Annotated in this window: 18 protein-coding genes and 1 tRNA gene; 4 read left to right on the top strand and 15 right to left on the bottom strand. The window is 55.9% G+C overall.

The window, feature by feature from the left end; all coding sequences use genetic code 11:
* The first annotated feature begins 31 nt into the window (after window positions 1-31).
* Window positions 32-538 carry an Lrp/AsnC family transcriptional regulator gene (locus ARCT_RS0105740; RefSeq protein ID WP_027239206.1) on the top strand — a complete coding sequence of 169 codons (507 nt, stop codon included), beginning with the start codon at window positions 32-34 and terminating at the stop codon, window positions 536-538.
* Here ARCT_RS0105740 and ARCT_RS0105735 read toward each other — a convergent pair.
* The 8 genes from ARCT_RS0105735 to argE form a co-directional block, all read right to left on the bottom strand.
* Entirely contained in the window at window positions 535-2,196 is a 1,662-nt protein-coding gene (locus ARCT_RS0105735; RefSeq protein ID WP_027239205.1) for an ABC transporter ATP-binding protein, read from the bottom strand. The two genes, ARCT_RS0105740 and ARCT_RS0105735, sit on opposite strands and share 4 nt — an antisense overlap.
* Window positions 2,196-3,056, bottom strand: a complete 861-nt coding sequence (locus tag ARCT_RS0105730; RefSeq protein ID WP_027239204.1) for an ABC transporter permease — start codon at window positions 3,054-3,056, stop codon at window positions 2,196-2,198. The genes ARCT_RS0105735 and ARCT_RS0105730 overlap by 1 nt, the downstream gene beginning before the upstream one ends.
* Window positions 3,053-3,988, bottom strand: coding sequence for an ABC transporter permease (locus ARCT_RS0105725; protein WP_036784490.1), 936 nt, complete (start codon window positions 3,986-3,988; stop codon window positions 3,053-3,055). Before ARCT_RS0105725 ends, ARCT_RS0105730 begins: the two co-directional genes overlap by 4 nt.
* Window positions 3,989-4,097: 109 nt before the next feature.
* Window positions 4,098-5,708 carry an ABC transporter substrate-binding protein gene (locus ARCT_RS0105720; protein ID WP_027239202.1) on the bottom strand — a complete coding sequence of 537 codons (1,611 nt, stop codon included), beginning with the start codon at window positions 5,706-5,708 and terminating at the stop codon, window positions 4,098-4,100.
* Between the two features lie 290 nt (window positions 5,709-5,998).
* Entirely contained in the window at window positions 5,999-6,910 is a 912-nt protein-coding gene (locus ARCT_RS0105715) for a 2-hydroxyacid dehydrogenase (protein WP_027239201.1), read from the bottom strand.
* Window positions 6,907-8,295, bottom strand: a complete 1,389-nt coding sequence (locus ARCT_RS0105710; protein ID WP_240476258.1) for an aspartate aminotransferase family protein — start codon at window positions 8,293-8,295, stop codon at window positions 6,907-6,909. Before ARCT_RS0105710 ends, ARCT_RS0105715 begins: the two co-directional genes overlap by 4 nt.
* 3 nt (window positions 8,296-8,298) lie before the next feature.
* Window positions 8,299-9,117 (bottom strand): GNAT family N-acetyltransferase, encoded by an 819-nt coding sequence (locus tag ARCT_RS0105705; RefSeq protein ID WP_027239199.1) that lies wholly within the window; start codon window positions 9,115-9,117, stop codon window positions 8,299-8,301.
* A gap of 127 nt (window positions 9,118-9,244) precedes the next feature.
* Window positions 9,245-10,360, bottom strand: coding sequence for an acetylornithine deacetylase (gene argE / locus ARCT_RS0105700; protein WP_036785514.1), 1,116 nt, complete (start codon window positions 10,358-10,360; stop codon window positions 9,245-9,247).
* Between the two features lie 207 nt (window positions 10,361-10,567).
* Here argE and ARCT_RS0105690 point away from each other — a divergent pair, with 207 nt between their 5' ends.
* Both ARCT_RS0105690 and ARCT_RS0105685 read left to right on the top strand, forming a co-directional pair.
* Entirely contained in the window at window positions 10,568-11,233 is a 666-nt protein-coding gene (locus ARCT_RS0105690; protein ID WP_027239197.1) for a haloacid dehalogenase type II, read from the top strand.
* On the top strand, window positions 11,233-12,522 hold the full coding sequence (locus ARCT_RS0105685) for an NAD(P)/FAD-dependent oxidoreductase (protein ID WP_027239196.1): 1,290 nt from the start codon (window positions 11,233-11,235) through the stop codon (window positions 12,520-12,522). The genes ARCT_RS0105690 and ARCT_RS0105685 overlap by 1 nt, the downstream gene beginning before the upstream one ends.
* Window positions 12,523-12,537: 15 nt before the next feature.
* Here the strand turns inward: ARCT_RS0105685 and ARCT_RS0105680 are convergent, their stop codons facing one another.
* Together ARCT_RS0105680 and ARCT_RS0105670 are read right to left on the bottom strand one after the other, a co-directional pair.
* Entirely contained in the window at window positions 12,538-13,485 is a 948-nt protein-coding gene (locus ARCT_RS0105680; RefSeq protein ID WP_051360559.1) for a GNAT family N-acetyltransferase, read from the bottom strand.
* 575 nt (window positions 13,486-14,060) lie between these two features.
* Window positions 14,061-14,501, bottom strand: coding sequence for a hypothetical protein (locus ARCT_RS0105670; RefSeq protein ID WP_027239193.1), 441 nt, complete (start codon window positions 14,499-14,501; stop codon window positions 14,061-14,063).
* A gap of 104 nt (window positions 14,502-14,605) precedes the next feature.
* Between ARCT_RS0105670 and ARCT_RS0105660 the strand changes: the two genes are divergently transcribed.
* Window positions 14,606-15,777 (top strand): IS3 family transposase gene (locus tag ARCT_RS0105660; RefSeq protein ID WP_154665302.1). Its coding sequence is split into 2 segments (ribosomal slippage): window positions 14,606-14,837 and window positions 14,837-15,777, totalling 1,173 coding nucleotides; the frame shifts between segments, so codons are not numbered across the junction.
* A gap of 1,196 nt (window positions 15,778-16,973) precedes the next feature.
* On the opposite strand, the gene ARCT_RS0105650 is transcribed toward ARCT_RS0105660, so the two are convergent.
* From ARCT_RS0105650 to ARCT_RS0105630, 5 genes are all read right to left on the bottom strand, one after another.
* A tRNA-Gln gene (locus ARCT_RS0105650) sits at window positions 16,974-17,048 on the bottom strand.
* Window positions 17,049-17,146: 98 nt separating this feature from the next.
* On the bottom strand, window positions 17,147-18,157 hold the full coding sequence (locus ARCT_RS0105645) for an NADPH:quinone reductase (RefSeq protein ID WP_027239191.1): 1,011 nt from the start codon (window positions 18,155-18,157) through the stop codon (window positions 17,147-17,149).
* A gap of 219 nt (window positions 18,158-18,376) precedes the next feature.
* Window positions 18,377-20,032 carry a transcriptional regulator gene (locus tag ARCT_RS0105640; RefSeq protein ID WP_027239190.1) on the bottom strand — a complete coding sequence of 552 codons (1,656 nt, stop codon included), beginning with the start codon at window positions 20,030-20,032 and terminating at the stop codon, window positions 18,377-18,379.
* Window positions 20,033-20,418: 386 nt separating this feature from the next.
* Window positions 20,419-21,357 carry an MBL fold metallo-hydrolase gene (locus ARCT_RS0105635; protein ID WP_027239189.1) on the bottom strand — a complete coding sequence of 313 codons (939 nt, stop codon included), beginning with the start codon at window positions 21,355-21,357 and terminating at the stop codon, window positions 20,419-20,421.
* A gap of 236 nt (window positions 21,358-21,593) precedes the next feature.
* Window positions 21,594-22,769 (bottom strand): ABC transporter substrate-binding protein, encoded by a 1,176-nt coding sequence (locus ARCT_RS0105630; protein WP_027239188.1) that lies wholly within the window; start codon window positions 22,767-22,769, stop codon window positions 21,594-21,596.
* Between the last annotated feature and the right edge of the window lie 16 nt (window positions 22,770-22,785).

Genomic DNA, 22,785 nt, shown 5'->3' with positions numbered 1-22,785 from the left:
AGAACGCGCAGCCATTCACATGGAACTTTGAATGACACATACCTACAAACTCGACCGCATCGATGTGAACATACTGGCTGCTCTGCAACAAAATGGGCGAATTACCAATGTTGAGCTGTCTGAAATTGTAAACCTGTCGCCGTCCCCCTGCCTGATGCGGGTGAAGAAACTTCAGAAGGCTGGATATATCTCAGGGTATACCGCTTTGATTGATGTCTCAAAACTGGGTGAGACGCTGACGGTCTTTACGGAATTCACCCTAAAGAACCACCGCCAGATCGACTTTGCCCGCTTTCAAGAAGCCCTGGAAAAGATCGACAGCTGCACTGAATGTCACTTGGTGTCTGGTGGTTACGACTATCTTGCGAAATTTGTAACCGCCGGCATCTCGGACTATCAGAACATTGTAGAAGCCCTGATCGACAGGAATATTGGCATCGACAAATATTTTAGTTTTGTCGTGATCAAGACGCCCTTTGTGAAAAACCATCTTCCACTAGGGCGTCTGTTTGGTGATCGGGTTCACGACCAGGGTTAACGCCCCTGCATTGCTTTGGAGAGCTCCGGGTCGTCTTCGAGGTTGGCCAACCAGTCTGGGTCCAGCTTTGGTACCGATGAAATCAAAAGCCGTGAATAGGGATGTTCCGCGCTTTCGCTCATGTGGGCAGCAGGCAGGGATTCGACAAGTTTTCCCTTCAGCATGACAAGAACATCATCGCAGATCGCTTCGACCGTCGACAGATCATGGCTGATAAACATATAGCTGAGCCCCAGATCCCGCTGCAGATCCTTTAGCAAGTCAAGCATGGCCGCTGCCACAACCGTGTCCAAAGCCGATGTAATTTCATCGCAAAGGATCAGGTCCGGTTCCGCTGCAAGAGCTCGTGCGAAATTCACACGTTGTTTTTGTCCGCCCGAAAGCTCCCCAGGCAGCCGATGCCGCATAGCCGCTGGGAGCTGCACCATATCCAACAATTCAATCACACGCCGTTCACGCACCTTCCCATTCATGCCGTGATAGAACTTCAGCGGCCGGGCCAAAATTGATTCAATCGGTTGGGATGGATTCAAAGCCGTGTCCGCCAATTGGAACACAATTTGAAGCCGCCGTAGTTGATCCTTGGAGCGGTCATTCAGATCTGGCGAAAGGGCCTCCCCTTGGGAAAAGACATCACCTTTGTAGCGGGGCAAAATCCCGGCAACGGCCCGCGCAAGCGTGGACTTGCCCGACCCGCTTTCCCCGATGACCCCCAGGTTGGTGCCCCGCTCCATTCGAAAGTTGATGTTATCCAGAACCTTGAACTCTGCTTCGCCCGAGCGCGTAGGACCATACCCCGCAGACAGATTGTTCACCTCAAGAATGGGAGCTTCAGCTTTGGCGACGGCAGATTTGACCGAGGCAAAAGGCACCGGTTTGAAGGCTGACAACAATTCTTGGGTATAGGGATGTTGGGGGGCGTCCAAGATATCTCGCGTCATCCCGACTTCTTGAATTTGTCCTGCCTTCAGAACAATGATGCGATCCGCGACCTGTGCCACCACAGCCAAATCATGGCTGACATAGACGCCGGCCATGCCACTGCCCTGCATCACCGCGCGAAACGCCCTGAGAACCTCAATCTGCGTCGTGACATCAAGCGCCGTGGTTGGTTCGTCAAAGATCACAAGCTGGGGGTCACCGATCAGGGCCATGGCCGCCGACAATCGCTGCAACTGCCCCCCTGATACCTGGTGGGGGTAGCGTTGCCCAATGTTGTCTGGATCAGGAAGCGCCAGCGCGCGGAACAGCTCAACCGCCTTGGCTTCGGCTTCAGAACGCGGCATCAATTTATGGATTTCGGTAATTTCAATGACCTGATCCATGATCCGTTGCGACGGGTTAAAGGCCGCGGCGGCGGATTGAGGAATATACGAGACTTCTGTCCCGCGCAGCTTGGCGCGTTTGGTCTCCGTCATCTTGGTCACATCATGCGCGCCCAACCGGATAGAGCCGCCATTGATGGAACAGCCCGGGCGACAATGGCCCATAAGCGATAGGGCGATTGTTGTTTTGCCCGACCCGCTTTCGCCAATCAGCGCAACAATCTCACCCGGTTGGATATCAAAATTGACATGCCGAATGATCTCGACCTCGCGGCCAGAATCCGTCACCGCGCCGATCACAAGATCTCGAACAGACACAAGGGGTTGGGTCATCAGTTGCTCCTGTCGCGGATTTTTTGTGGGAGGTTGTCGATGAACATATTCACCGAAATGGTCAGGGAGGCGATTGCGATACAGGGGAAGATCACCGCAGGCGCCCCAAGGCTAAGCCCTTCGATGTTTTCACGAACCAACCCGCCCCAGTCAGCATGGGGGGGTTGCACACCAATGCCAAGGAATGACAGTCCCGACAAAACCAAAACGATAAAGACAAAGCGCAGACCAAGATCAGCCAGCACAGGCCCCAGGATGTTGGGGAAGATCTCGGTGCGAATAAGATACCCGGTTTGCTCGCCGCGGGCACGTGCCACTGTGACAAAATCCATCGTGTTCACATTCACGGCCAAAGCCCGCGCAAAACGGTAACTACCGGGCAAATAGATTGCCGCCAGCGTCAGAACCAGCACAGGGATGGATGACCCAACTGCCGCAACAACCACCAGGCCAAACAACAAAGAGGGGATGCCGTTGAACGCATCCAGCAGCCGCGACAGGATCGTATCAAACCACCCGCCAATCACCGCCGCAACCATGCCCAGAACGATGCCACCGGCACAGGCCAAGGTGACCCCGGCCAGGGAAATACCAACGGTATATCTGGCCCCCATCAAGACCCGACTCAAGATATCCCGCCCCAGGTAGTCCGTACCCATCCAATAGCTTTCGCTGATTGGGCCAAAGTAGTCCCAATCCACAATCTTGCCCGCAGGATAGGGGGTGATCCAGGGTGCAATCAGCGCGATCACAGCCCAGAACAGGATGATGGCCAGGCCAATTCTTCCCGCCATATTAAAGGAATAGCCATAACCTGTGATCGAGAACTTGCGTTCGGAGGTTTGAGGATCTTGCATCATTTCCGCAGCCTTGGGTTGGACAGAGTGGCGATCACATCAGCCAAGGTGATCAAAGAAAGATAGCTCACACAGAACACCATCGCGCAGGACTGGATGAGCGGTAAGTCACGCGTTGCAACGGCATCCACCATCAGTTTGGCCACCCCCGGATAGTTAAAAACGGTTTCGACGATGATCACACCACCGACGAGATAGGACAGCGACAAAGCCACCGCGTTTGCGATGGGGCCCAGCGCATTGGGCAAAGCATGATGTAAAACCATGCGCCGACGGCTGGCCCCTTTTAGAAGCGCCATTTCGACATAGGGTGTCTTGATTGTCTCAATCACTGCGGCGCGGGTCATGCGGATCATCTGCGCCGAAACAACGCAGGTCAAAGTGATGACGGGCATCGCATAGGCTTTGAGCAGTGCGCCAAAATTGCTGGCATCCGCCCCGTAGCTCAGGGCCGGCAGCCAATCCAGCCAAACCGCGAACACCAGAACCGCCAATGTGGCGACCATAAACTCTGGAACGGAAATCACTGAAATCGTCAGGATCGAAACAAGCCGATCCAACAGGGAATCCTGCCACATGGCTGCAGCGATACCGCAGGTCAGGGCAAAGGGGACGCAGATCACGGTGACAACCCCTGCCAGGCGCAAGGAGTTGGATAGCCGGCGTCCAATCAAATCGGAAACGCTGATGTCGTTGACATACGAGCGCCCCATGTCCCCGGTGGCGAGCCCCCCCAGCCATGACAGGAACCTCGATAGTGCTGGCTCGTTCAACCCCATAGCATCACGCAACCCGGCAACGGCCTCGGGTGTTGCCGCCTGCCCCAAAAGGATCTCGGCGACATCTCCGGGCAAAAGTTCGGTGGCGAAAAAAACCGCAAAAGACACAATGACTAACGTGATCAATGCGATTCCAAGTCGCTGTGCGACAAGCATCCAGGTTTGAAACGATCTATGCAACGCGGGCTCTCCGGATCTGGGTCTTGAAAATGCGAGTTCCCTGCGCAGGCGAAACCAGCGCAGGGAAAAATCAAACTTGGGTCTGTCAGGCGTCGAGCCAGACGTACTCGGCAAATGCATATCCCATTTGACCGCCCAATGGATTTGACCGCAGGCCTTTCACAGAGGTGGACAATGCATCCACGTTTGCCAGGTAGGCGGGAATAACCGTGCCCGCATCATTCGCAATCATTTCCTGCATGTCCCAATAGATTTCCTTGCGGAGATCTTCGTTCAGGGCGCCGCGTGCTTCGAGCAGCATCCTATCAAATTTCTCTGATTTGAAATGGCTCTCGTTCCATTTGGCATCAGAGGTGTAGAGCAGCGAGAACAGGATATCAGGTGTTGGACGTGGGTTGATGTTGCCAAAATGAATTGGCGCTTTCAGCCAATATTTGGACCAATAGCCATCAGACGGCACCCGCTGAACGTCAAAGTTCATGCCGATTTCTGAACCTGCCTGTTGAACCACCGTTGCCATATCAACGGAGGCCGTTGCCGCATCAGAGGCAACGATTGGAACCGTTTCTCCCAGTAGGCCGGATTTGGCAAACAGTGCCTTTGCCTTCTCCGGATCATAGGCTTTGGGGGCCAGCTCAGTATTATGATAGCGGTTGGCCGCAGACACCGGCTGGTCGTTCCCTACAGTTGCCATGCCGCGCAGCACCGACTTTTCGATCACTTCGCGATTGATCAGATGCTTCATCCCTTCAATGAAACCTGCTTTGGCACCAGGCTCCATGTCCAGACGGATGTTCAGGTTGGTATAATTGCCGGAACTGGTGACCGATGACCACACGTGGTCCTGGCCTTCCAACATGCGGCGCGACCGACCCTTGATGGAGGCGCCCATGTGAATGTCCCCGGACAGAACCGCATTTACACGCGCGTTGTTGTCGGTGATGGCGAAATACTCAAAACTGTCCAGATAGGGACCGTCTTTAAAGTAATTTGGGTTCTTCACCGCAATGGATTTTACACCCGGTTCAAAGGTTTCCATCATAAAGGCACCGGTACCGTTGCCTTTTGAAAAGTCAGTGGTGCCATCCGCCACAATCATGAAGTGGTGCAGCGACAAGATCGTTGGCAGGTCGGCGTTGGATTCTTCAAGAACGATCTCAACGGTCAGATCATCAATCGCTTTGAACGCGGTCATCTGCTTTGCGATGGAATTGACCTTGGACCCAACCGCCGGATCCAGGTGACGGTTCATAGAGAACACCACATCCGCCGAGGTAAATGGTTTGCCATCATGGAAAGTGACGCCGGATTTCAGCTTAACCGTCCATGTTTTTGCATCAGCCGAGTCAATGCTGTCGGCCAGTTCCATTTGAACCTGACCAAATTCATCCAAGAACGTCAGCCGGTTGTAGATCGCGCAGCACCGCACGTAATCCGTGGACAAAGAGGCCTTGGCCGGATCAAGCGTATCGGCGGTGGATGACGACCAGCCCGCCGCTTTCAAATGGCCTCCAAAGACCGGTGTTTCTGCCGCAGCACGTGTTGCGCCCATCAGCAAGGACGATCCTGCGCCGACGGCAACCCCCGAAGCGGCCAGCATCTTCAGCAAGTCGCGCCGCGTGGCGCCACGCCGGATCGCATTTTCGACCATTGTATCGTCGCGACCGGTCCAATTTGTTGGTTTATTATTGGTCATGTTCATTCCCTGTTTGTTGTGGGGCCCGCGCAACCGCACAGGCAAGAAGCATTCTTGGAGAGTGACAACCTTCGTATGGTCAGCGACGGTTTGCATCGCGATACGGTGAGAACATTTCCCCTGGCGGAACCAGAAGAGTGTGAGAACCCCCTGCCACAGCACTTCCTGAACTCATCATCCGCCAGGAACCCTGCGCATATTATTTGATATCCGGGCCTCCTGCGGCAGAATCTTCCAAGTTGGTGAGGCCCGCAGAACATCTGATTGCAGGCCTTCCCCACCCGCTTGATTCAATAGCCGTTGGTCTGATCGACCAAACCCGGCGGAGTTTCACCGCGTTTCAGGGCTTGGACCACGTTCAGCGCGTGGCGCGCACCTTCATATGCGTCGGTCTGCGCCGCGATATGCGGCGTGATGATCACCTGCGGATGAGCCCAGGCCCAATGGTCCTTGGCAAGTGGCTCGGGATTGGTGACATCCAACATGGCAGACTTCAGTTCACCCCTACCCAACGCATCCCGCAGATCATCCATATGCAGGTGCGCGCCGCGCCCTGCATGAACCAAATGGGCACCTTTGGGCAGGGCGGCAAAGGTTTTGGCGTTCAAAATGCCCTTGGTTTCCTGGGTCAGAGGCAAAAGACAAACCAATATGTCAGACTGTGCCAGCACCCTCGGCAAGGCCTCGGCGCCATAGACCTCAACCCCGTCAACCGGCCGCCCCGAGCGCGACCAGCCAACAACCGGGAAGCCCAAAGCGGTCAAACTCTGCGCCACCAGCTTACCTATCCGCCCCATGCCCAGCACGCCAACCCGGCGCGCGGTGTTGGCCACGGTATTCAGGCTGCTCCACTCCCCGACACGGGCCTGTTGCACATATGCGGGCATGTCACGGTGCATCATCAAACAGGCCATAGTCACCCAGTCGCGCACCTGTGTTTCAATCCCCGGCGCCAAAGATCGGCACAGCATGATATGCTGAGGCAGGGCAGGCATGTGATCCACCCCAGCCCCAACGGACAAAACCAGTTCCAGGTTTGGGTATATCGTCAAATCAAGTGGCGGCTGCCAGCAGGCCAATACCGTGACATCTTTGGCCTTCCTCCCCGAAGGAGCCTGCGTGAACAGAGGCTCTCCTGCTGCGGCAAAGACCTCACTCCAGACCTTGGCACGCGCAGGAAAGCTTTGGAGCAGCAGGGTCATCCGCGCAGCACGGCTCTGATTTCTGGATCTTCCAGGGTCAGATCAAGCACCTGTTTGGTACGATCAACGATGGCGTCGATTTCATCAGCGGTACAACACAGTGGCGGCGCAAATCCAAACACCCCCTGAGGGAAGGCGCGAATGATCAGGCCTTTGTCCCAGGCGCGGTCAAACAGGCGTGTCGCGGCCTGGAGCTCGGCGGGCACTTGGGTTTTCTTTTCCTTATCGGTGACCAGTTCAATCGCGGCCAACATCCCCCGGCCCCGCACATCCCCAACCAGGGGGTGATCTGACAATCCGGCCAGACCCTTTTGCAAACGGTCCCCCATCTTGATGCCGTTTTCAAACAACCCGCCTTCATAAAGCTTCAGAACTTCCAGCGCCACAACTGCACTGACCGGATGCGCTGAATAGGTAAACCCGTGGCCAACCGCCTTTGGCCCGGCGCCTTCGGCAATTGTTTGGTAGACGTGATCCGACAGGAACACGGCCCCCATCGGCGCATAGCCAGAGGTCAGCCCCTTTGCCGTTGTCATCATGTCCGGCACGATGCCTTCTTCTTCGCAGGCAAACATTGGGCCAGTGCGCCCGAATCCGGTAATGACCTCATCCGCGATAAACAGAATGGCCAGCTCGGCGCAGGTGTCGCGCATTGCCTTGATCCAGCCTTTGGGTGGCACCAAGACACCGGACGAGCCCTGGATCGGCTCCACATAAAAGGCGGCGACACGATCTTGGCCCAGCTCTGCGACCTTTGCCTTCAATGCGGCAACCGATGCGGCAATGACGGTCGCAGGATCGCTCCCGACCGGGTTGCGATACAGGTAATGCGACGGAATTTTATGCTGCCAATTGAACGGCACACCAAAGCCATCGTGAAATGCCGGCAAGGCCGTCAGCCCCGCGCCTGCAGAGGTGGAGCCGTGATAGCCTTGTTCGACCGAGATATACTGATCTTTGTGAGGCTGCCCTTTGGAATGCCAATAGTAGCGCACAAAACGAATGGTACTATCCACCGCGTCAGAGCCGCCAAGCGTAAAGAAAATATGGTTCAAATCCCCTGGCGCGCGTTCCGCCAGCTCAGCCGCCAATTTTATGGGGGCTTCAGAGCCGAGATCAAAATACCCCGTCGCATAGGGCAGTCGGCGCATTTGCTCGGCGGCGGCTTCGACGACGCTTTCATGGCCATAGCCAGCGTTCACGCACCATAGACCGGCAAAACCATCCAACAGCTGGCGACCCTCAGAATCGGTGACGGTGGCCCCTTTTGCGCTTTTCAGGATGCGAACACCCCGTGCTTCATGCCCCTGCCAGGACGAGACCGGATGCACAAAATGCTGGCGGTCCAATTCGTGTAACGCGTTTGAGTGCAGTTGATCGTTCATTGTTTACCCCAAAGCCTGAGAAACCAGACCATAGGTCTGAAAAGTTTTGCCAAATGTGGCGTCATGCGGGTGAAGCACCATGCAGATGCCGCCACCAACTGGGTCCAGACCAAGCTCCTGCGCAAATGCGCCCAGCTCAGGAACCGGCGTATCAATGCGCAGGAAAGACCCATTTTCCGACTGCGCCGCTGCCGCCAACAAGCTGCGGGCCGTTTCCAGGTTCTGCGCGACAATTGGGCCAAGCACCTTTCCACGGCCAAAATCGCGCAGAATGGCAAAGCCCTGGTCGGTAAATAACACTTGCCCTTGCTCTGAGATCCGCTTCAACAGATCGCTGCGTTCCAGGCCTGAGGCAGCCCTGTCCATCGCAATCATACGGTCCAGATCGTATCCATCGGTTTTTACGCCATCGGCGGAGAGAGGCGCCTGAACCATGCCTTGCAACTGCGCGACGTCACCGGTCGCTTTGAAACCCAGCTTTTCATACAAGGGCAGCCCGTCCTGGGTCGCAATCAGACGCATTTCGCGGGCCCCGGCGCGCGCGATGACTGCATCCATCAGGCGACGCCCAAGGCGGCGACCGCGCAGGCCTTCATCGACAATGATCATATTCAGGGCGGCAACATCGCCAAAATCCGAGACAAGCGCTGTACCCACAACCTCGCCCTCATGCAGCGCCGCAACCCCAGCGGATTGCGAAAGCGTAAGCGCCCAATCCTGTGCGCGATGTGGCCATCCAGCCTGTTGGCTGAGCCGCACCGCCGCAGGCAAGTGATCTGCGCAGAAATCCACCAATTGGATCCTGTCCAAAGTTGTCGTCATAATTTCAATTCCATGATTGCCTGGACCCAGCCTAATGGCTTTGACATGCGCGTTGCGCTGCGTTCTGGCTGAGGAATGCGGCAAAGAAACTGCAAAGAGATTGTTTGCAGCAGATTATGCTACACAGCTAGTTTGCGAGGTGGTGACCCAGCCTGCAAATCATGTCCCGCGTCGCGTTCAGCTCTGAGCGGGTCAGATACTCTTCTGGTTTATGCGCGCGTGAGATATCCCCCGGTCCGCAAATAATCGCGGGAATTCCAGCCTGCTGAAACAACCCCGCCTCGGTGCCAAAACTGACAGCCCCAAGGGCCGGTTTTCCAGATAGCGCGGTTGTGAGCCGGGTCAGGTCTGACTCTGCCGACAATGCCAGCGCCGGGTATGAGGATATCCAGTCGATCTCCAGCGAAGATCCTGCACACTCAATAATTGGCTCCATAAGTTGCTGCGGGTCGACACCAGCAATGCCCCGCGTCTCGATCAGCGCTTCGGCGTGATCCGGTATGATGTTCACCGCTTGCCCGCCCTGCACGACGCCGATCTGAAGGGTCGAATAGGGCGGCGCAAAACGCGCATCCTGCAATTGGGTCTTTAAGGCTTCGGCCTGCGCCGCTGCCGCACTCAGGGCCGGAAGCAAAGCGTGAATGGCATTTTGCCCCTGGTCTGGGCGCGAGCTGTGACCGGACACACCTTTGGCCCGCAGTCTCAGCGCGGCCTTCCCCTTGTGGGCCAACACGGGCTGCAATCCTGTCGGCTCACCGACAATACATCCCAATGGTGTGGCACAAAGGCTTGGCAACTCGGCGATCATATGAGGCACACCTTTGCAGCCGGCCTCTTCGTCATAGGACAGTGCAATATGAACCGGGGCAGCCAGCGACAGCGCCGCCAGATCCGGCACCGCAGAAAGAACGGAGGCATCAAAGCCTTTCATGTCACAGGTTCCGCGCCCAATCAGGCGGTCCCCATCGCGGCGCATTTTGAATGGATCACCTTTCCACTCGGGCTCGCCTGCTGGCACAACATCTACGTGCCCAGACAGGATATACCCAGGAACAGAGGCATCTCCGATGGTGGCAAACAGATTGGCGCGATCGCCCTCTGGCCCGGTTAAAACATGAACCTGAGCTCCGTAGCTCTTTAGATAATCGGCAATAAACTGTATCAGTTCGAGGTGTGATCGCCCAACGACGGTGGGATACCCCACCAGCCTGTCTAGCAGTTCTTCGGCGTTTAAATTCGTCATCTGCTGCTCCATTTTCCGGCGTCATCTTATCTACAGGCATTCTGCAGCGGATCGGCACCGCTCATCGTTTGTGATCGTCGGTCAGATGGCAGGCTCTGCTGTTGTGCATTTGTATTTCAGAATTTCCTGCCTTGGTTTTGGCAAACCCGGCATGCGGCCCGCCTGGGAACGCGACAAGATGGTCCTGACAAACACTGGAGACCTCGAATGACATTCCGTCCAAAGTTCATCACCTTTGACTGCCACGGCACCATGATCAATTTTGACATGGCCGGTGCGGCAACAGATCACTACAGCCAAATTCTGTCCGCGGAGGCGCTGGCAAAATTCATCACGGATTTTGCAACCTATCGCATTGATGAAGTCCTGGGGGCCTGGAAGCCCTACGCCGAGGTCGTCTACAACGCGCTGGAACGTGCCTGCAAACGAAACAACCTGGCCTTTGATCCTGCAATTGCAGAAGACATTTACAACCGTGTGCCAACCTGGGGGCCGCATGCCGATGTGCCTGCCGGGCTTGCCAAAGTGGCACATGAGATACCGCTGGTGGCGCTGACCAACTCGATGAACGTGCAGATCCCGCATAACATCGAGAAACTGGGCGCTCCGATCGCGCATGTGTTCACAGCCGAAGACGCGCAGGCCTATAAACCCCAGATGCGGGCGTTTGAGTACATGTTTGATCAGCTTGGATGCGGACCAGAAGACATCCTGCATGTGTCGTCATCTTTCCGCTACGATCTGATGACGGCCCATGATCTGGGGATCACCAATAAGGTCTGGGTCAATCGCGGTCACGAGCCGGCAAACCCATTTTACGGCTACACCGAAATCACCGACGTTTCCGGTCTGGCAAAAGTGGTTGGTCTGTAATGCAGTTTGCCTCCTATTGGCATGAAACAGCTGCCCCGTTCGAGGCGAACAGCCCAACCCCGGTGAGTGGTCACTTTGACGTGGCCATCATCGGGGCTGGCTTTACCGGGCTGAGCGCCGCCCATAGCCTTGCCAAGGCAGGCCTGTCTGTAGCGATCCTGGAGGCAGAACATGTCGGGGCCGGAGCCTCTGGCCGAAACGGCGGGCACCTGAACAATGGCCTAGCCCATGATTTTGCCTCTGCCAAAGCCCATCTGGGCGCGACACGTGCCCATGCGCTGTATCAGGCCTACGATCACTCTATCAACGTTATCGAGGATCTGATTAAGGCTGAAGGCATTGAATGCGACTTTCGCCGCGCCGGTAAGCTGAAACTGGCGTCTAAGCCGTCTCATGTCGCTGGCATGAAAGCGAATTTTGAGCTGCTGAACAAAGAGGTCGACCCAGAGACCCGCTGGCTCGAACGTTCTGAATTGAAAGGTGAGATTGGCAGCGACTGTTTTCATGGGGCGATCCTTTATGAAAAATCTGCCATGATGCACATGGGGCGCTATGTCTCCGGCTTGGCTCAGGCGGCACATCGGCACGGGGCCTCGATTTGGGAACAGGCTCCGGTGACTGCGCGGTCCAAAACTGCAAAGGGGTGGCAGCTTGAAACACCGCGCGGCAGCCTGACCGCAGATCGCGTTATCGCCGCCACCGGGGCCTATTCCGGCCAAGTCAAAAATGCGCCCCTGGGGTACTTCCGCAGGCGCATCATCCCCGTTGGCTCCTTTATTGTCGCCACCCGTCCGCTGGACAACGCCGAAGTCGCGGGCCTGATGCCGGGCAATCGCACCTGCGTGACCTCGCTGAACATCGGGAACTACTTTCGCATGTCTCCGGATAATCGGCTTATCTTTGGCGGGCGGGCGCGGTTCTCGGCGGATACCAACCAGCAATCAGATGCAAAATCTGGGGCTATTTTGCGCAAATCTATGACCCAAATCTTCCCGCAGACTGCAAACATCAAAATAGACTATTGCTGGGGCGGTCTTGTTGGCATGTCCAAGGATCGCTTTCCCCGGGCAGGCGAAGCTGATGGCATGATTTATGGCATGGGGTATTCGGGCCATGGGGCGCAGTTTTCAACATTGCTGGGGCAAAAGCTGGCGAATAAAGTTATGGGCGTAGAGGAAGAAACACCTCTGGACGGGTTAAACTGGCCGACAATTCCCGCGCATTCAGGCCAACCCTGGTTTCTTCCCCTCGTGGGTCTGTGGTTTGGTCTCAAAGACCGTCTGTCGTAACCCTGGGGGTCGGCATTACCCCAGGGAGTGCGCGGCCAATCCATATACTACGGCACCCGATGTTGCGCGCCTCTGTTTGCCCAAGCACATTTCCGTCACGGTATCATACAAACCCAGCCCAGCTTCTGATAGAAAATCAGTCAATTCACCCTCCTCCGCAGGGGTATCCATGCGGAGGAAAGCCCCTGACCGCTTTTCTATCAGCGGGGCGATCAGTTGTATCGCCAGCCTGTCACTGTCTGCCACCACAGGCCCAATCACCTGGCCGCGGCCAAAGTTACGGATCATCGCATAACCGACAATCTGCCCTGCGCGTTCTGCGACAACACAGTCAGACTTGGCCTGCAGCGCCTGAAGGATATTTTTACGGTCACCGCCATAGGCCCCTAAGTCCAGCTCCAGAAGCGCCACCCAGTCGGCATCGTCAATAGCACGCACATCCGTATGAGGCAGTGGAGCCGGAGGCAAAACCTGCCGCGCGATGCCCTGTTGCTGCCGGATCGTTGCCACCGGCTCAAAGCCGGCATTTTTGTACAAACGATAGCCCGCGCGCGTAGCGCTCAGGCGCATATCACGCGACCCGCAGTCCTGCATGATCTGTTGCAACAGCCAGCGGCCTGTACCCAGAGTTTGCAAACGCGGTGCGGTGATCATCATGCCCAACATCGCCAAATCCGGTCCCATCTCGAACTTCATGGCAGAACTCAAAGGGCGTCCAATTTCGTCCAAAACAAGATATCCCTGCCCCAGCTTTACCAGCATTTCGAGATCCCGGTCGCGATGAGGCCAAAAGACACCGACAGTCAGTTCCTGAAGCAACGGTAGATCTTTCAGAGAAATCTCATGCGTCGCTGCTTGAAATACATCAACTTTCAGATGTGAATCTGACCTTTTCTGTTGCCTCGACGACACCTTAAGTTCCTGAAAGGTCCCACTATTTTCACCCAGATCTTTTGACGTCATACTTACCTCTTACAACATCAGGCCTCGTGCCGACGCGTGTATACACTATGTACTTTACCCGGGTTGCGCAGTTGAATCTTTTAAAGTCACCGCTCTTACGACAGATTATTTCAGAGAGGTCAAAGGACATCGTCACTGCGAAACGGGATGTGTTTTCAACGTCCCCCCCTGCCTCGCTGACAACAACGCACAGCCCACATTGAGCCGCCGCCGTTGCCTGGACCAGTTGACTGCTCCTAAATGGCCAGGGTCAAGGGTCTTTTGCACTTACTTGGGCTACACCACGGACGGCAACATGCTGCTGAATGGTGGATCATAATGATGCGTCATGATCGTCTGCCGCCAGGGCGAGATCCAGACTTTGAAATGGGCTGACATTACCGACACCGGCATGGAACTGCCCGACACCAAGACAGGGGCGCGGCGTACCCTCTACGCACTCGCAAATGATAACTTCAGCGTTGCTGCATCGCAGTATGTGCCCACCATGCGAAGCAACGCAACGCGATTTCAATTTTTGGACACTATACCATTGGCAGGACCTGATGAGCAGCGGGCCTCTTTCCGGGTCCAGTTCAGATAGATGATGTTTGCAGCGCGTCATGGCACTGCTGTGGCGCTGCCCATATAACAGCAACGCAAGCGACCCTGCGTGAGGGCGATAGGGTGCGCCGGGGGAATGCTTCATACCTTTCGCGAGAGGGGCAAACAGGTTCCGGCTGCCCTTCGCCACGGCGCTTTTTGTTCTCATCGTCGAAGGCGTCTTTCACCTCCCCGAAAATCATCGTCTGAGATGGCTGTTGGTCATCGAGGTATTTGCTGACGATCCGCCCCACATTCATCAGCTCATCTGCGGTGAGGCGCCGGTCACGGTTTCCGCGCTCAGTCTTTTTATCGTAGAGCCCTGCCAGACCAAAACGCCGCTCTTTGCGCTCCCATTCGATCACCGTCTTGGCGCCCAGATTTTTAGGAACGGCACGGTTTTCACTGCTGTCTTCCGGATGGCCCTCGGCCAAGATTTCTCCTACGCGAAGTTTGATAACGCCGAGATACGGCCTGGACCTGTCGCGGTTTGATGCCGCTCCTTTGATAGCATTTACTGCAACAAAGGAGATGAACTATGGGACTGAAACGGACGGACGAATTTCGCCAGGATGCGGTGCGGATAGCACTGACCAGTGGGCTAACGCGCAATCAGGTAGCTGATGACCTAGGTGTGGGCATGTCGACGCTGAACAAATGGATCACGGCATACAGAGACACGGGTGTGGTGACGAAAGAGGATTTAGGCCTCGCCCAAGAGAATGACCGGCTTCGGCGCGAGAACCGCATTCTCAAGGAGGAGCGGGAAATCTTAAAAAAGGCCACGGTGTTCTTCGCGAGCCAAAAGCCGTGAGGTTTAGGTTCATTGAGGAACACCGATCTGCGTTCTCTATCGGCCGGATGTGCGGTGTCATGGGGGTCAGTTCACGTGGGTTGCGGGCATTCCGCAGTCGCCCTGCCAGCCGCAGACAACGGTCCGACCTGGTCACGCTGGCGCATATCAAAGAACAATCCCGTCTCAGCCTTGGCAGTTATGGCAGGCCGCGCATGACTGAGGAATTGAAAGAGATCGGACTGGTTATTGGTCATCGTCGCGTGGGTCGCTTGATGCGCCAGAACGGCATATCGGTCATCAGAACGCGCAAACACAAGGTGACTACAGACAGCAATCATAAGTTCAACATCGCGCCGAACCTGTTGGACCGGGACTTCAACGCTGATGGGCCAAACCAGAAGTGGGCGGCCCCTCTCGGGACATTTCCTACGGAAATACCCTGCCGGGCAATGGACATCAGCTATATCTGGACGCGTGAAGGTTGGTTGTATCTCGCTGTGATACTGGATCTGCATTCAAGGCGCGTGATCGGCTGGGCGGTGAGTAACAGGATGAAGCGGGACCTGGCGATCCGTGCGTTGAACATGGCAATAGCCTTCCGGGGGCCGCCGAAGGGCTGCATCCATCACACGGATCGCGGATCGCAATATTGTTCGCACGACTATCGACAGATCTTGCGACAGCACGGCTTCAAAGTGTCCATGAGTGGCAAAGGCAATTGCTACGATAACGCTGCAGTCGAGACGTTCTTCAAAACCATCAAGGCCGAACTGATTTGGCGGCATTCATGGGAAACACGGCGGCAGGCCGAGATGGCGATCTTCGAATACATCAACGGCTTCTACAATCCGCGCCGCCGCCATTCAGCACTGGGCTGGAAAAGCCCTGTCGCCTTCGAACGAAAGGTGGCTTAAGCGAGCACGTGGAGCGGCACGAAAGCGTGACAGGTCCAGAGCGGGTGTGCGGGGTGGCGCTGCCAACATCGAACCAGTTCTATGGGCTGGATGAGGTCGACCCTGAGGCGGAGTACGTCCAAGACTATGTGGCCTTCAGGCAGGTTGCTAGGTCAGAGGGGTATCTGCGCAGAAAAGCCCAACATGAACAAGGGACTGGAAGGCCAGTTGAGCCGTTTAGGCTGAAGTGAATTTAAAAGATTGAATTTCAAAGGGGTACTAGAATGGTAGGTACGGGGACTAGCATAAAAAATCTATCTATGGCTGCGCTCTTAGTATGTGCATCATGCCAGAGTTTGTACTTGTCTGAGTCAAATTGTAATCCGGTCGAAGATCTTGAAATTAGGAGACAAGTCGTCGAAGCTGTTCGCCCCTATGAGGAGTTTGAAAGACCCAGCGATGGTTTCAAGTATACAATGGAGCGTCATCTGGAGATGAACACCTATGTTCTTCTTGAGTGTAAGCGAAATTATCTGGCGACGTTCTCCCCTCTTTCCAATGAGCACGTCACCTATACAGGTGAAACTTGGAAGTATCTGGTCTCAAAAAAGGAGTTCGAGGTTATCAACTTTTGGAGACCCCAAAGGCCCAGACGAAATAGTAAACCTTGGCGCCAGGGGCTGGTATCTGATTAGAGTTAGTCAGATCCGATCGCATAGGCCCGCGACCTCAGGATGGTCTGACCAGCGGTGGACGTCTATGGGGCGGGAGTGCCAGGGGTTCTCTATGTCTCCCATAGGTCACCTTTCTTCTAGGTAAGGAAGGAAGAACCTGGGGTCTCTCCCCTACGCCTTCTATTCAATACTTATACCTATTCCCTTCCCCCTCCTAGACCCTAGGTAACAGAGGGGAGGAGGTCCGTCAGCGCCTCTTCAACGAGAGGTTAGCGTATCTAGGATCTGGGGGTGGGGGAACCGGGTCGTCTCAGGGGTTCTTCTTCCCTTCTCTTCCATTACTTATCCCTCTGCCCCACTATACTCAGGCATAACGTCAAAGGCCTCTCCCACAGCGGGAGGGGTCAACTCTGCAGGGGGCAAGTACATCACCATGAGCCTCACCAGCGCCACCCAGACGACCCGAAACCACTGGGGCAGAAACGGGGGCGATTTGGGGCCAGTCGGGGCTCCGTCGCTCTTACGTCTATGGCTGGAAAGTACTGGCTGGGGTGGTAGGATTCGAACCTACGATCTTCAGTACCAAAAACTGTTGCCTTACCACTTGGCCACACCCCATCAGTGAGCCGCGTTCTAGTGCGAGTTTCGGGGGGGCGCAAGAGGGATTTTGGAAAAACCCGAAACTTTTCCCACCCGTCCTCTTGCGCCCTGCGGAACTAATCTTGTTCCGACAGGTTTTCTCCCATCTGGATCAGGACTGCCCCCTGCCGCGCCCCTGCCTCTACGGCCTCGTGGGCACGACAAGCCTCTGATAAATTATAGACCTTTTGAATATCAAAGCGCAGCGCCCCTGCACTCAAAGCAGCATGCAAACGAAAGATCGCAGCGGCTCTTTCTGCTTCGGTGAGCAAATAGACAAGAATGATTTCCAGCCGAACAGCCTTAAAAAGAAGCGTCACAAAGGGAAGGCGTGGTGACATCTCCTGGGCAGAGCCATAGGCGGCGATACAGCCATTTTCGGCAATCACCTGCGCATCTGTTTCAATGTTGAGGCCAAACTCGACCTCCACAATGAGATCCACAGGCATTGCGCTGTTGGCTTGCAGAATTTGCGCGGCCAGATCTTTGGCGCGGTAGTCCAACACCACATCGGCGCCGGCTGCAAGGGCACGATCCCGCCCCGTGGCACCGCAGGTCGCAATGACGCGCGCACCGCCCCATTTGGCCAGTTGCACCGCCAAAAGCCCAACAGTCCCTGCCCCGCCCTGCACCAAAACGGTCTTGTCTGCCACCTCTCCCTGGCCAAAAACCGCATGACACGCCGTAAGCCCAGGAATCCCCAGGATTGCCCCCACCTCCAGGCTCACCGTATCAGGCAGGGTGACGGCCTGCTCAGACGGCAGCGCGATTTGTTGCGCCGCAGTTCCGCAGGGGCGGCGAAACTGGCCATTCCAGATCCATACCCGCTCTCCAACGCGGCTGCGAGAGACTCCCTCCCCCACGGCTGAGATCACACCGGAGCCGTCACTGTGGGGAATGATATAGTCCCACGGAAAGCCCTGGAGCCCCGGCTGCCCTCGGGTGCGGGTTTTGACATCCGATGGGTTCACTCCGGTAAAGACGACATCTACCAGGACCTCTCCTGCGGCGGGGCGGGGGGCTGGCAGGTCTTCCACCTGCAAGACCTCAGATGCAGCGCCAAAGGCGCGGTATGTAATGGCTTTCATTGTGACCTGTTCCTCGTGAAATCTGTCCTCTCGCACGCTTTTTCTGTACAGCAAGGGATATGCAGCCAAGCGTCTTTGGGTTTGACGGCAGGATACAGCGCAATTTCAGGAAGGACAATTTCAGGAAGGACAGTGGGCGCGGAGCACAGGCGTTCTGAACCTGTGATCACGTTTACCCGCCCACACCACGGCAGGGATTCATGTACCCGCTAGCGGGGCTCAGGCCGGAACACCAGCTTGTTTCAAGGCATCAGCCCATTCGTTGCCTTCCAGAGAGGCGCCGCCCGGATGTTCCCGGTGGTACTGGGCCAGGTTGAACTTTGGTGAGGTGGCCATAAGGTTCTGAACCGCCTTGCGCGCCTCTCCCAAGCGACCAGAGAGCTGTAGAGCGATCGCCTTGGTCCGGAGACTGGCAGGATAGGCTGCATTGGCTTCCAGCGATCGCTCTGCCAGCTCAATGGCGCGGTCATAGTTATGGGCGGACAGATTGGCGGAGGCGGAGACCGAGTCGAAATAATATTTTTGCGGTCCCAGAGGCGTAAGCCGCCTTGCCGCATCGGTGAGTTCAACCGCCTCGAGCGGGCGTCCCTGATAGGCCCAGGTCGCCCCCTTCAGCAAAACTGCCAAAGCTTCGTTTGGGTTATCCTTTAACGCCAGATCATAGGAGTCCTGCGCCATGTCAAAATCAAAAAGCAGATGACTGGAAATCGCCCCCTTAAGCGTATGCGCCAACGAAAAACAGGGATCGGCCGCAAGCGCGGCACCGGCATATTGGCTGGCCAGCCCCGCATCCATCTGACGATCAGTGGAAAAGCCTTTCTGAACCCGCAGCACATGCCAAAAACCCATCCAGGTCAGCACCAGGGGGTGTTTGGGATCCCGGTCGAGCAGAACCTTCAGAATTTCACGGGCGCGTCCAAAGCGGTCAGGCGTCATCTCCTGCATCATCGAGATCGCAGCCATCAAGAGCATATGTCCTTCGAGACTGGGGAGCGGTTTAAAAGCCGCGATCCGAACCGCCTCTCCAACCAGGGTCTGGCCAATCTGCTGGGTCGCGGCACAAAGAGCTTCGCTGCGACCGGCCAACAAATCCGGCAATGGCCCCTCAAAGTGCCGGGACCAGATCACCTGTTCCCGCTCGGCATCGTGGAGCTCGATCTCGGTGGACATGACCTGCCCATTTGCCCGCACAGAGCCGGAGACCAAGTATTTCACCCCAGCGACAGCCGAAACCTCTGATGGGCGCACCCGGGCCAAATCAAACTGACGGGATGCCAAATATGAGGTGACGGTAAAGGCCTGACTGCGCGACAGACTGCGCGACAGCTCCTCTGCAATCAGTGACCCCAGCGGGGAGGCATCTTCACCCGGCGCCCATTGCACAAAGGGAAGCACCGCAATCAGCGGCAAAAGGCTCTCGGGCCGTGGGCGTCGTTCCTGCTGGCGAGGCTTGCCATTGCGGTTAGAGCTTCGCCCGATCTCGATCCGGGTGTGTTGCAGCCACCTGGCAAAATTTGCCTCATAGGGCAGTTCAAACCCCTCCATGAATTCGGCCTCGCGCGCGCATTCCTCAAAGGACACCCTGCTCAGGTCTAACATCACCCTTTCCCTATTGGCACTGATAACCGGGGCGATCATGGGTCCCAAATGGCGCCTGAGCGTTGACAAGGCGGTTCTGAGGCTGGCTTTGGCCTGTTCGGGCTGGGCCAAACTCCACAGGGTCTGCTCTAGAAAAGCGCGCGTACGGACCCCCGATTCTGCCATGCACAACAGGGCCAAAAGCGCCTGATGCTTTGCTCCTAACGAGATAGGTGTCCCATCGCCCAAGGCTACATTAAAGGCTCCAAATTGACCGATACGAAGCAGAATACTCATGGCACACACCCAAAAAGATTACAGCATGATTAAACTACAGCAACACGACCCTGAATTGTAAATAAAAATTATCATTAAATCTCTTATAGATTGATCAAACCTTTAAATAGCACATTCTACCTTTTGCAACCGAAGATAAATAATCAATCATCATCAATTACTTGCATGAATTATTTGAAAATTAACGGAGCCCCACTTCTGCGAAGTCTGGCTCCGTTCCCGAGCAACTTCCAAAGCTGCACCTGCCAGAAATCTCTTCCAAATATCTAGACTTTGAGTCGCAACGCTTCCACATCGCTAAAATTTTGAGAATCTTAGTCAACGGAGTTTGACATCACAGCGAGAGAAAAGACGGCTTGATACGCCTCTTGTTCTCTCCCCCGCGCCTACTCTCCTAAAGCGGGAATAAAGCGATAACCGGTCTGCGCGCTTTCAACCCGGCCAATACCACCCTTTGGTAAATGATAGCCAATCAGCTGCATCTGATCATGCGCCAGCATGTCCAGCAGCCGGAGACGCGTTTTTGCCGCAAGATCGGCATCCTGATCCGTGCCAATGGCCCAGTCCGGCTGGGCAAAGCTCACGTGGTGATTGCCAATTGCATCTCCTCCGATGAGGACGCTTTGCTGCCCATCACGCAGCTCAAACGACATATGCCCCGGCGTATGCCCATAGCTCGCATGGGCTGCCACGCCAGGCAGGATCTCCTGGCCATCGTCAAATCTGCTGAGACGCTCTTCCATGACTTCCAGACGGCGGCGTGCACCCACCGCCATAGAGGCGCGATCCCCGGAAATCGTCGAGGCTGTGTTGGGGTCAAACCAATAGTCCCATTCGGCCTCTCCCATCAGATATTGCGCATTGGGAAACAGGGGGTCATCAAAATCATCCAGAACGCCCCACAGATGGTCCGGGTGACAATGGGTAAAGACAACGTGGCTGACCTCTTCCAGGGCGACCCCTGCCGCGTCCAGCGCCGCAGTCAATTGCCCAGCGGTGCTTTGGAACCCCGGACCAGAGCCTGCATCAAACAGCACCACCCGCCCCGCATGGCGCAACAAAGTCACGTTGAGTGGCGGATGTATCGGTCCCGCAGCTATCCCGCCCGCCTGGAGGATCTGGTCCACGGCATCGGGGTCCAATCCGGCAAAGAGCATCGAGCGCGGCAGGGTCAAATGGCCATCCGACAGGGTGGTCACTTGCATTTCTCCAAGCGTAAGCTGCCCGGACATCCCTGACGTTGCCCAACTGGCTGCTGGCACCATCAGCCCGGCAGACAGGCCAGCAGACAGGCCTGCGATAAATTCTCGACGTTTCACTGTCATCTCTCCCCATTGGATTTGTGCAAAACACCGAGCCCCACACACATTCTTACATGTGAATTTATATCATTTACCCCAATTGGCAAGAACGAGACGTCAGCTGGCACTTGGGTCAGGAGCTGAATCAGCAAACAGGCTGCCGGTCCGGAAACAAAAAAAGGCCCGACACTCATAACGCGTGCCGGGCCTCTTTTGATCTGTCCTCCCTCCCTAGGGAGAGAGGCAGCTACGTCCGCAGATTATTGGCGGCTCAGCTCTTTCCACTTACCTGCTTCGACAACCGAAATCACGATATCATCGGCACCCCGGTGATCATCCGCACTGTAGGAGATCTGCGTGTCGGTGAGGGCATCAAAATACGCAAGAGTCTCCATGCCTTTGACAAAGGATTCCTGTGTCAGATCCTGGCCTGCGGCTTCGAGGGCGCGCACAACAGTATCCGCAGCTGAATACCCCAGCATGGCAAATCCACCAGCGGGCTGACCGAACTTGGCCTCATAATCCGCGATAAACTTGGCCGGAACTTCGTCCTCGGCGCGGGCAATGAGATCCACCCAACCAGCAGCGGCATAAAGCCCTTCGGTGACACCACCTGGAACAGCGGCAACAACATCAAGGAAACCTGCTGAGGTATTGAGGAATTTGACGTCGGTCCAGCCCAGCTTTTTGGCGGTACCAACCACAGTGATCCCCTGGCGCACGCCCAGGGCCATGGCAATAACGTCACATCCAGCCGCTTTCAACTTGGTCAAAGAGCCGACAAAATCCAGCTCGTCTGGTTTGTGGCTGGTCTCAGCCGCGTAGGTCAGGCCCAGTTTTTCAGCCGTGGCCACTGCACTTTCCTGGATTTCTTTGCCAAAATCCGAAGGAATATACATGCTACAGACTTCTTTGGCGTCAAATTCTGCTGCCAGATAGGTCACACCGGCATCCACCTGATCATAGTAGCTGGAAAAACCAATGAACTTGTTGTCGACAGGTTCCTGCAGCATCTGACGCGCCGAGGACAGCGGCCCAATGTTTGGAATGCCCTTGGGGTCCAACAGCTTGAAACCGGCAATGTTCATCGGGGTGCCCAAAGACAGCAACATGCCAAAAACCTTGTCGCGGTTCAGAAGCTTGTTGTAGCCCTGCATCGCACGGGGGATCTGATAGCCGTTATCCTCCACAACAAAACGGATCTGGCGACCATGTACACCACCCGCCGCATTGGCTTCTTCAAAGCGCAGGTTCGCCCCATTGGTGGCTGGTACGCCCACGGCAGCAAAGATGCCGCTCAGGTCATTGACCGAGCCAAATACCACTTCGCTATCGGTCACGCCCTGGCTGTCAGCCTGTACCGCAGAGCCTGCGGTCAAAGCCAGTGCGCCGGCCATCAGCGTGCCCGCCATAAGCTTGGATGTAAGTTTCTTCATTTCCATTTCCTCCCTG

The organism is Pseudophaeobacter arcticus DSM 23566 (assembly GCF_000473205.1).
In the GTDB taxonomy this organism is placed as follows: domain Bacteria; phylum Pseudomonadota; class Alphaproteobacteria; order Rhodobacterales; family Rhodobacteraceae; genus Pseudophaeobacter; species Pseudophaeobacter arcticus.
Note: the sequence above shows the minus strand (reverse complement) of the source record. Positions and strands in the feature narration are given on the sequence as shown.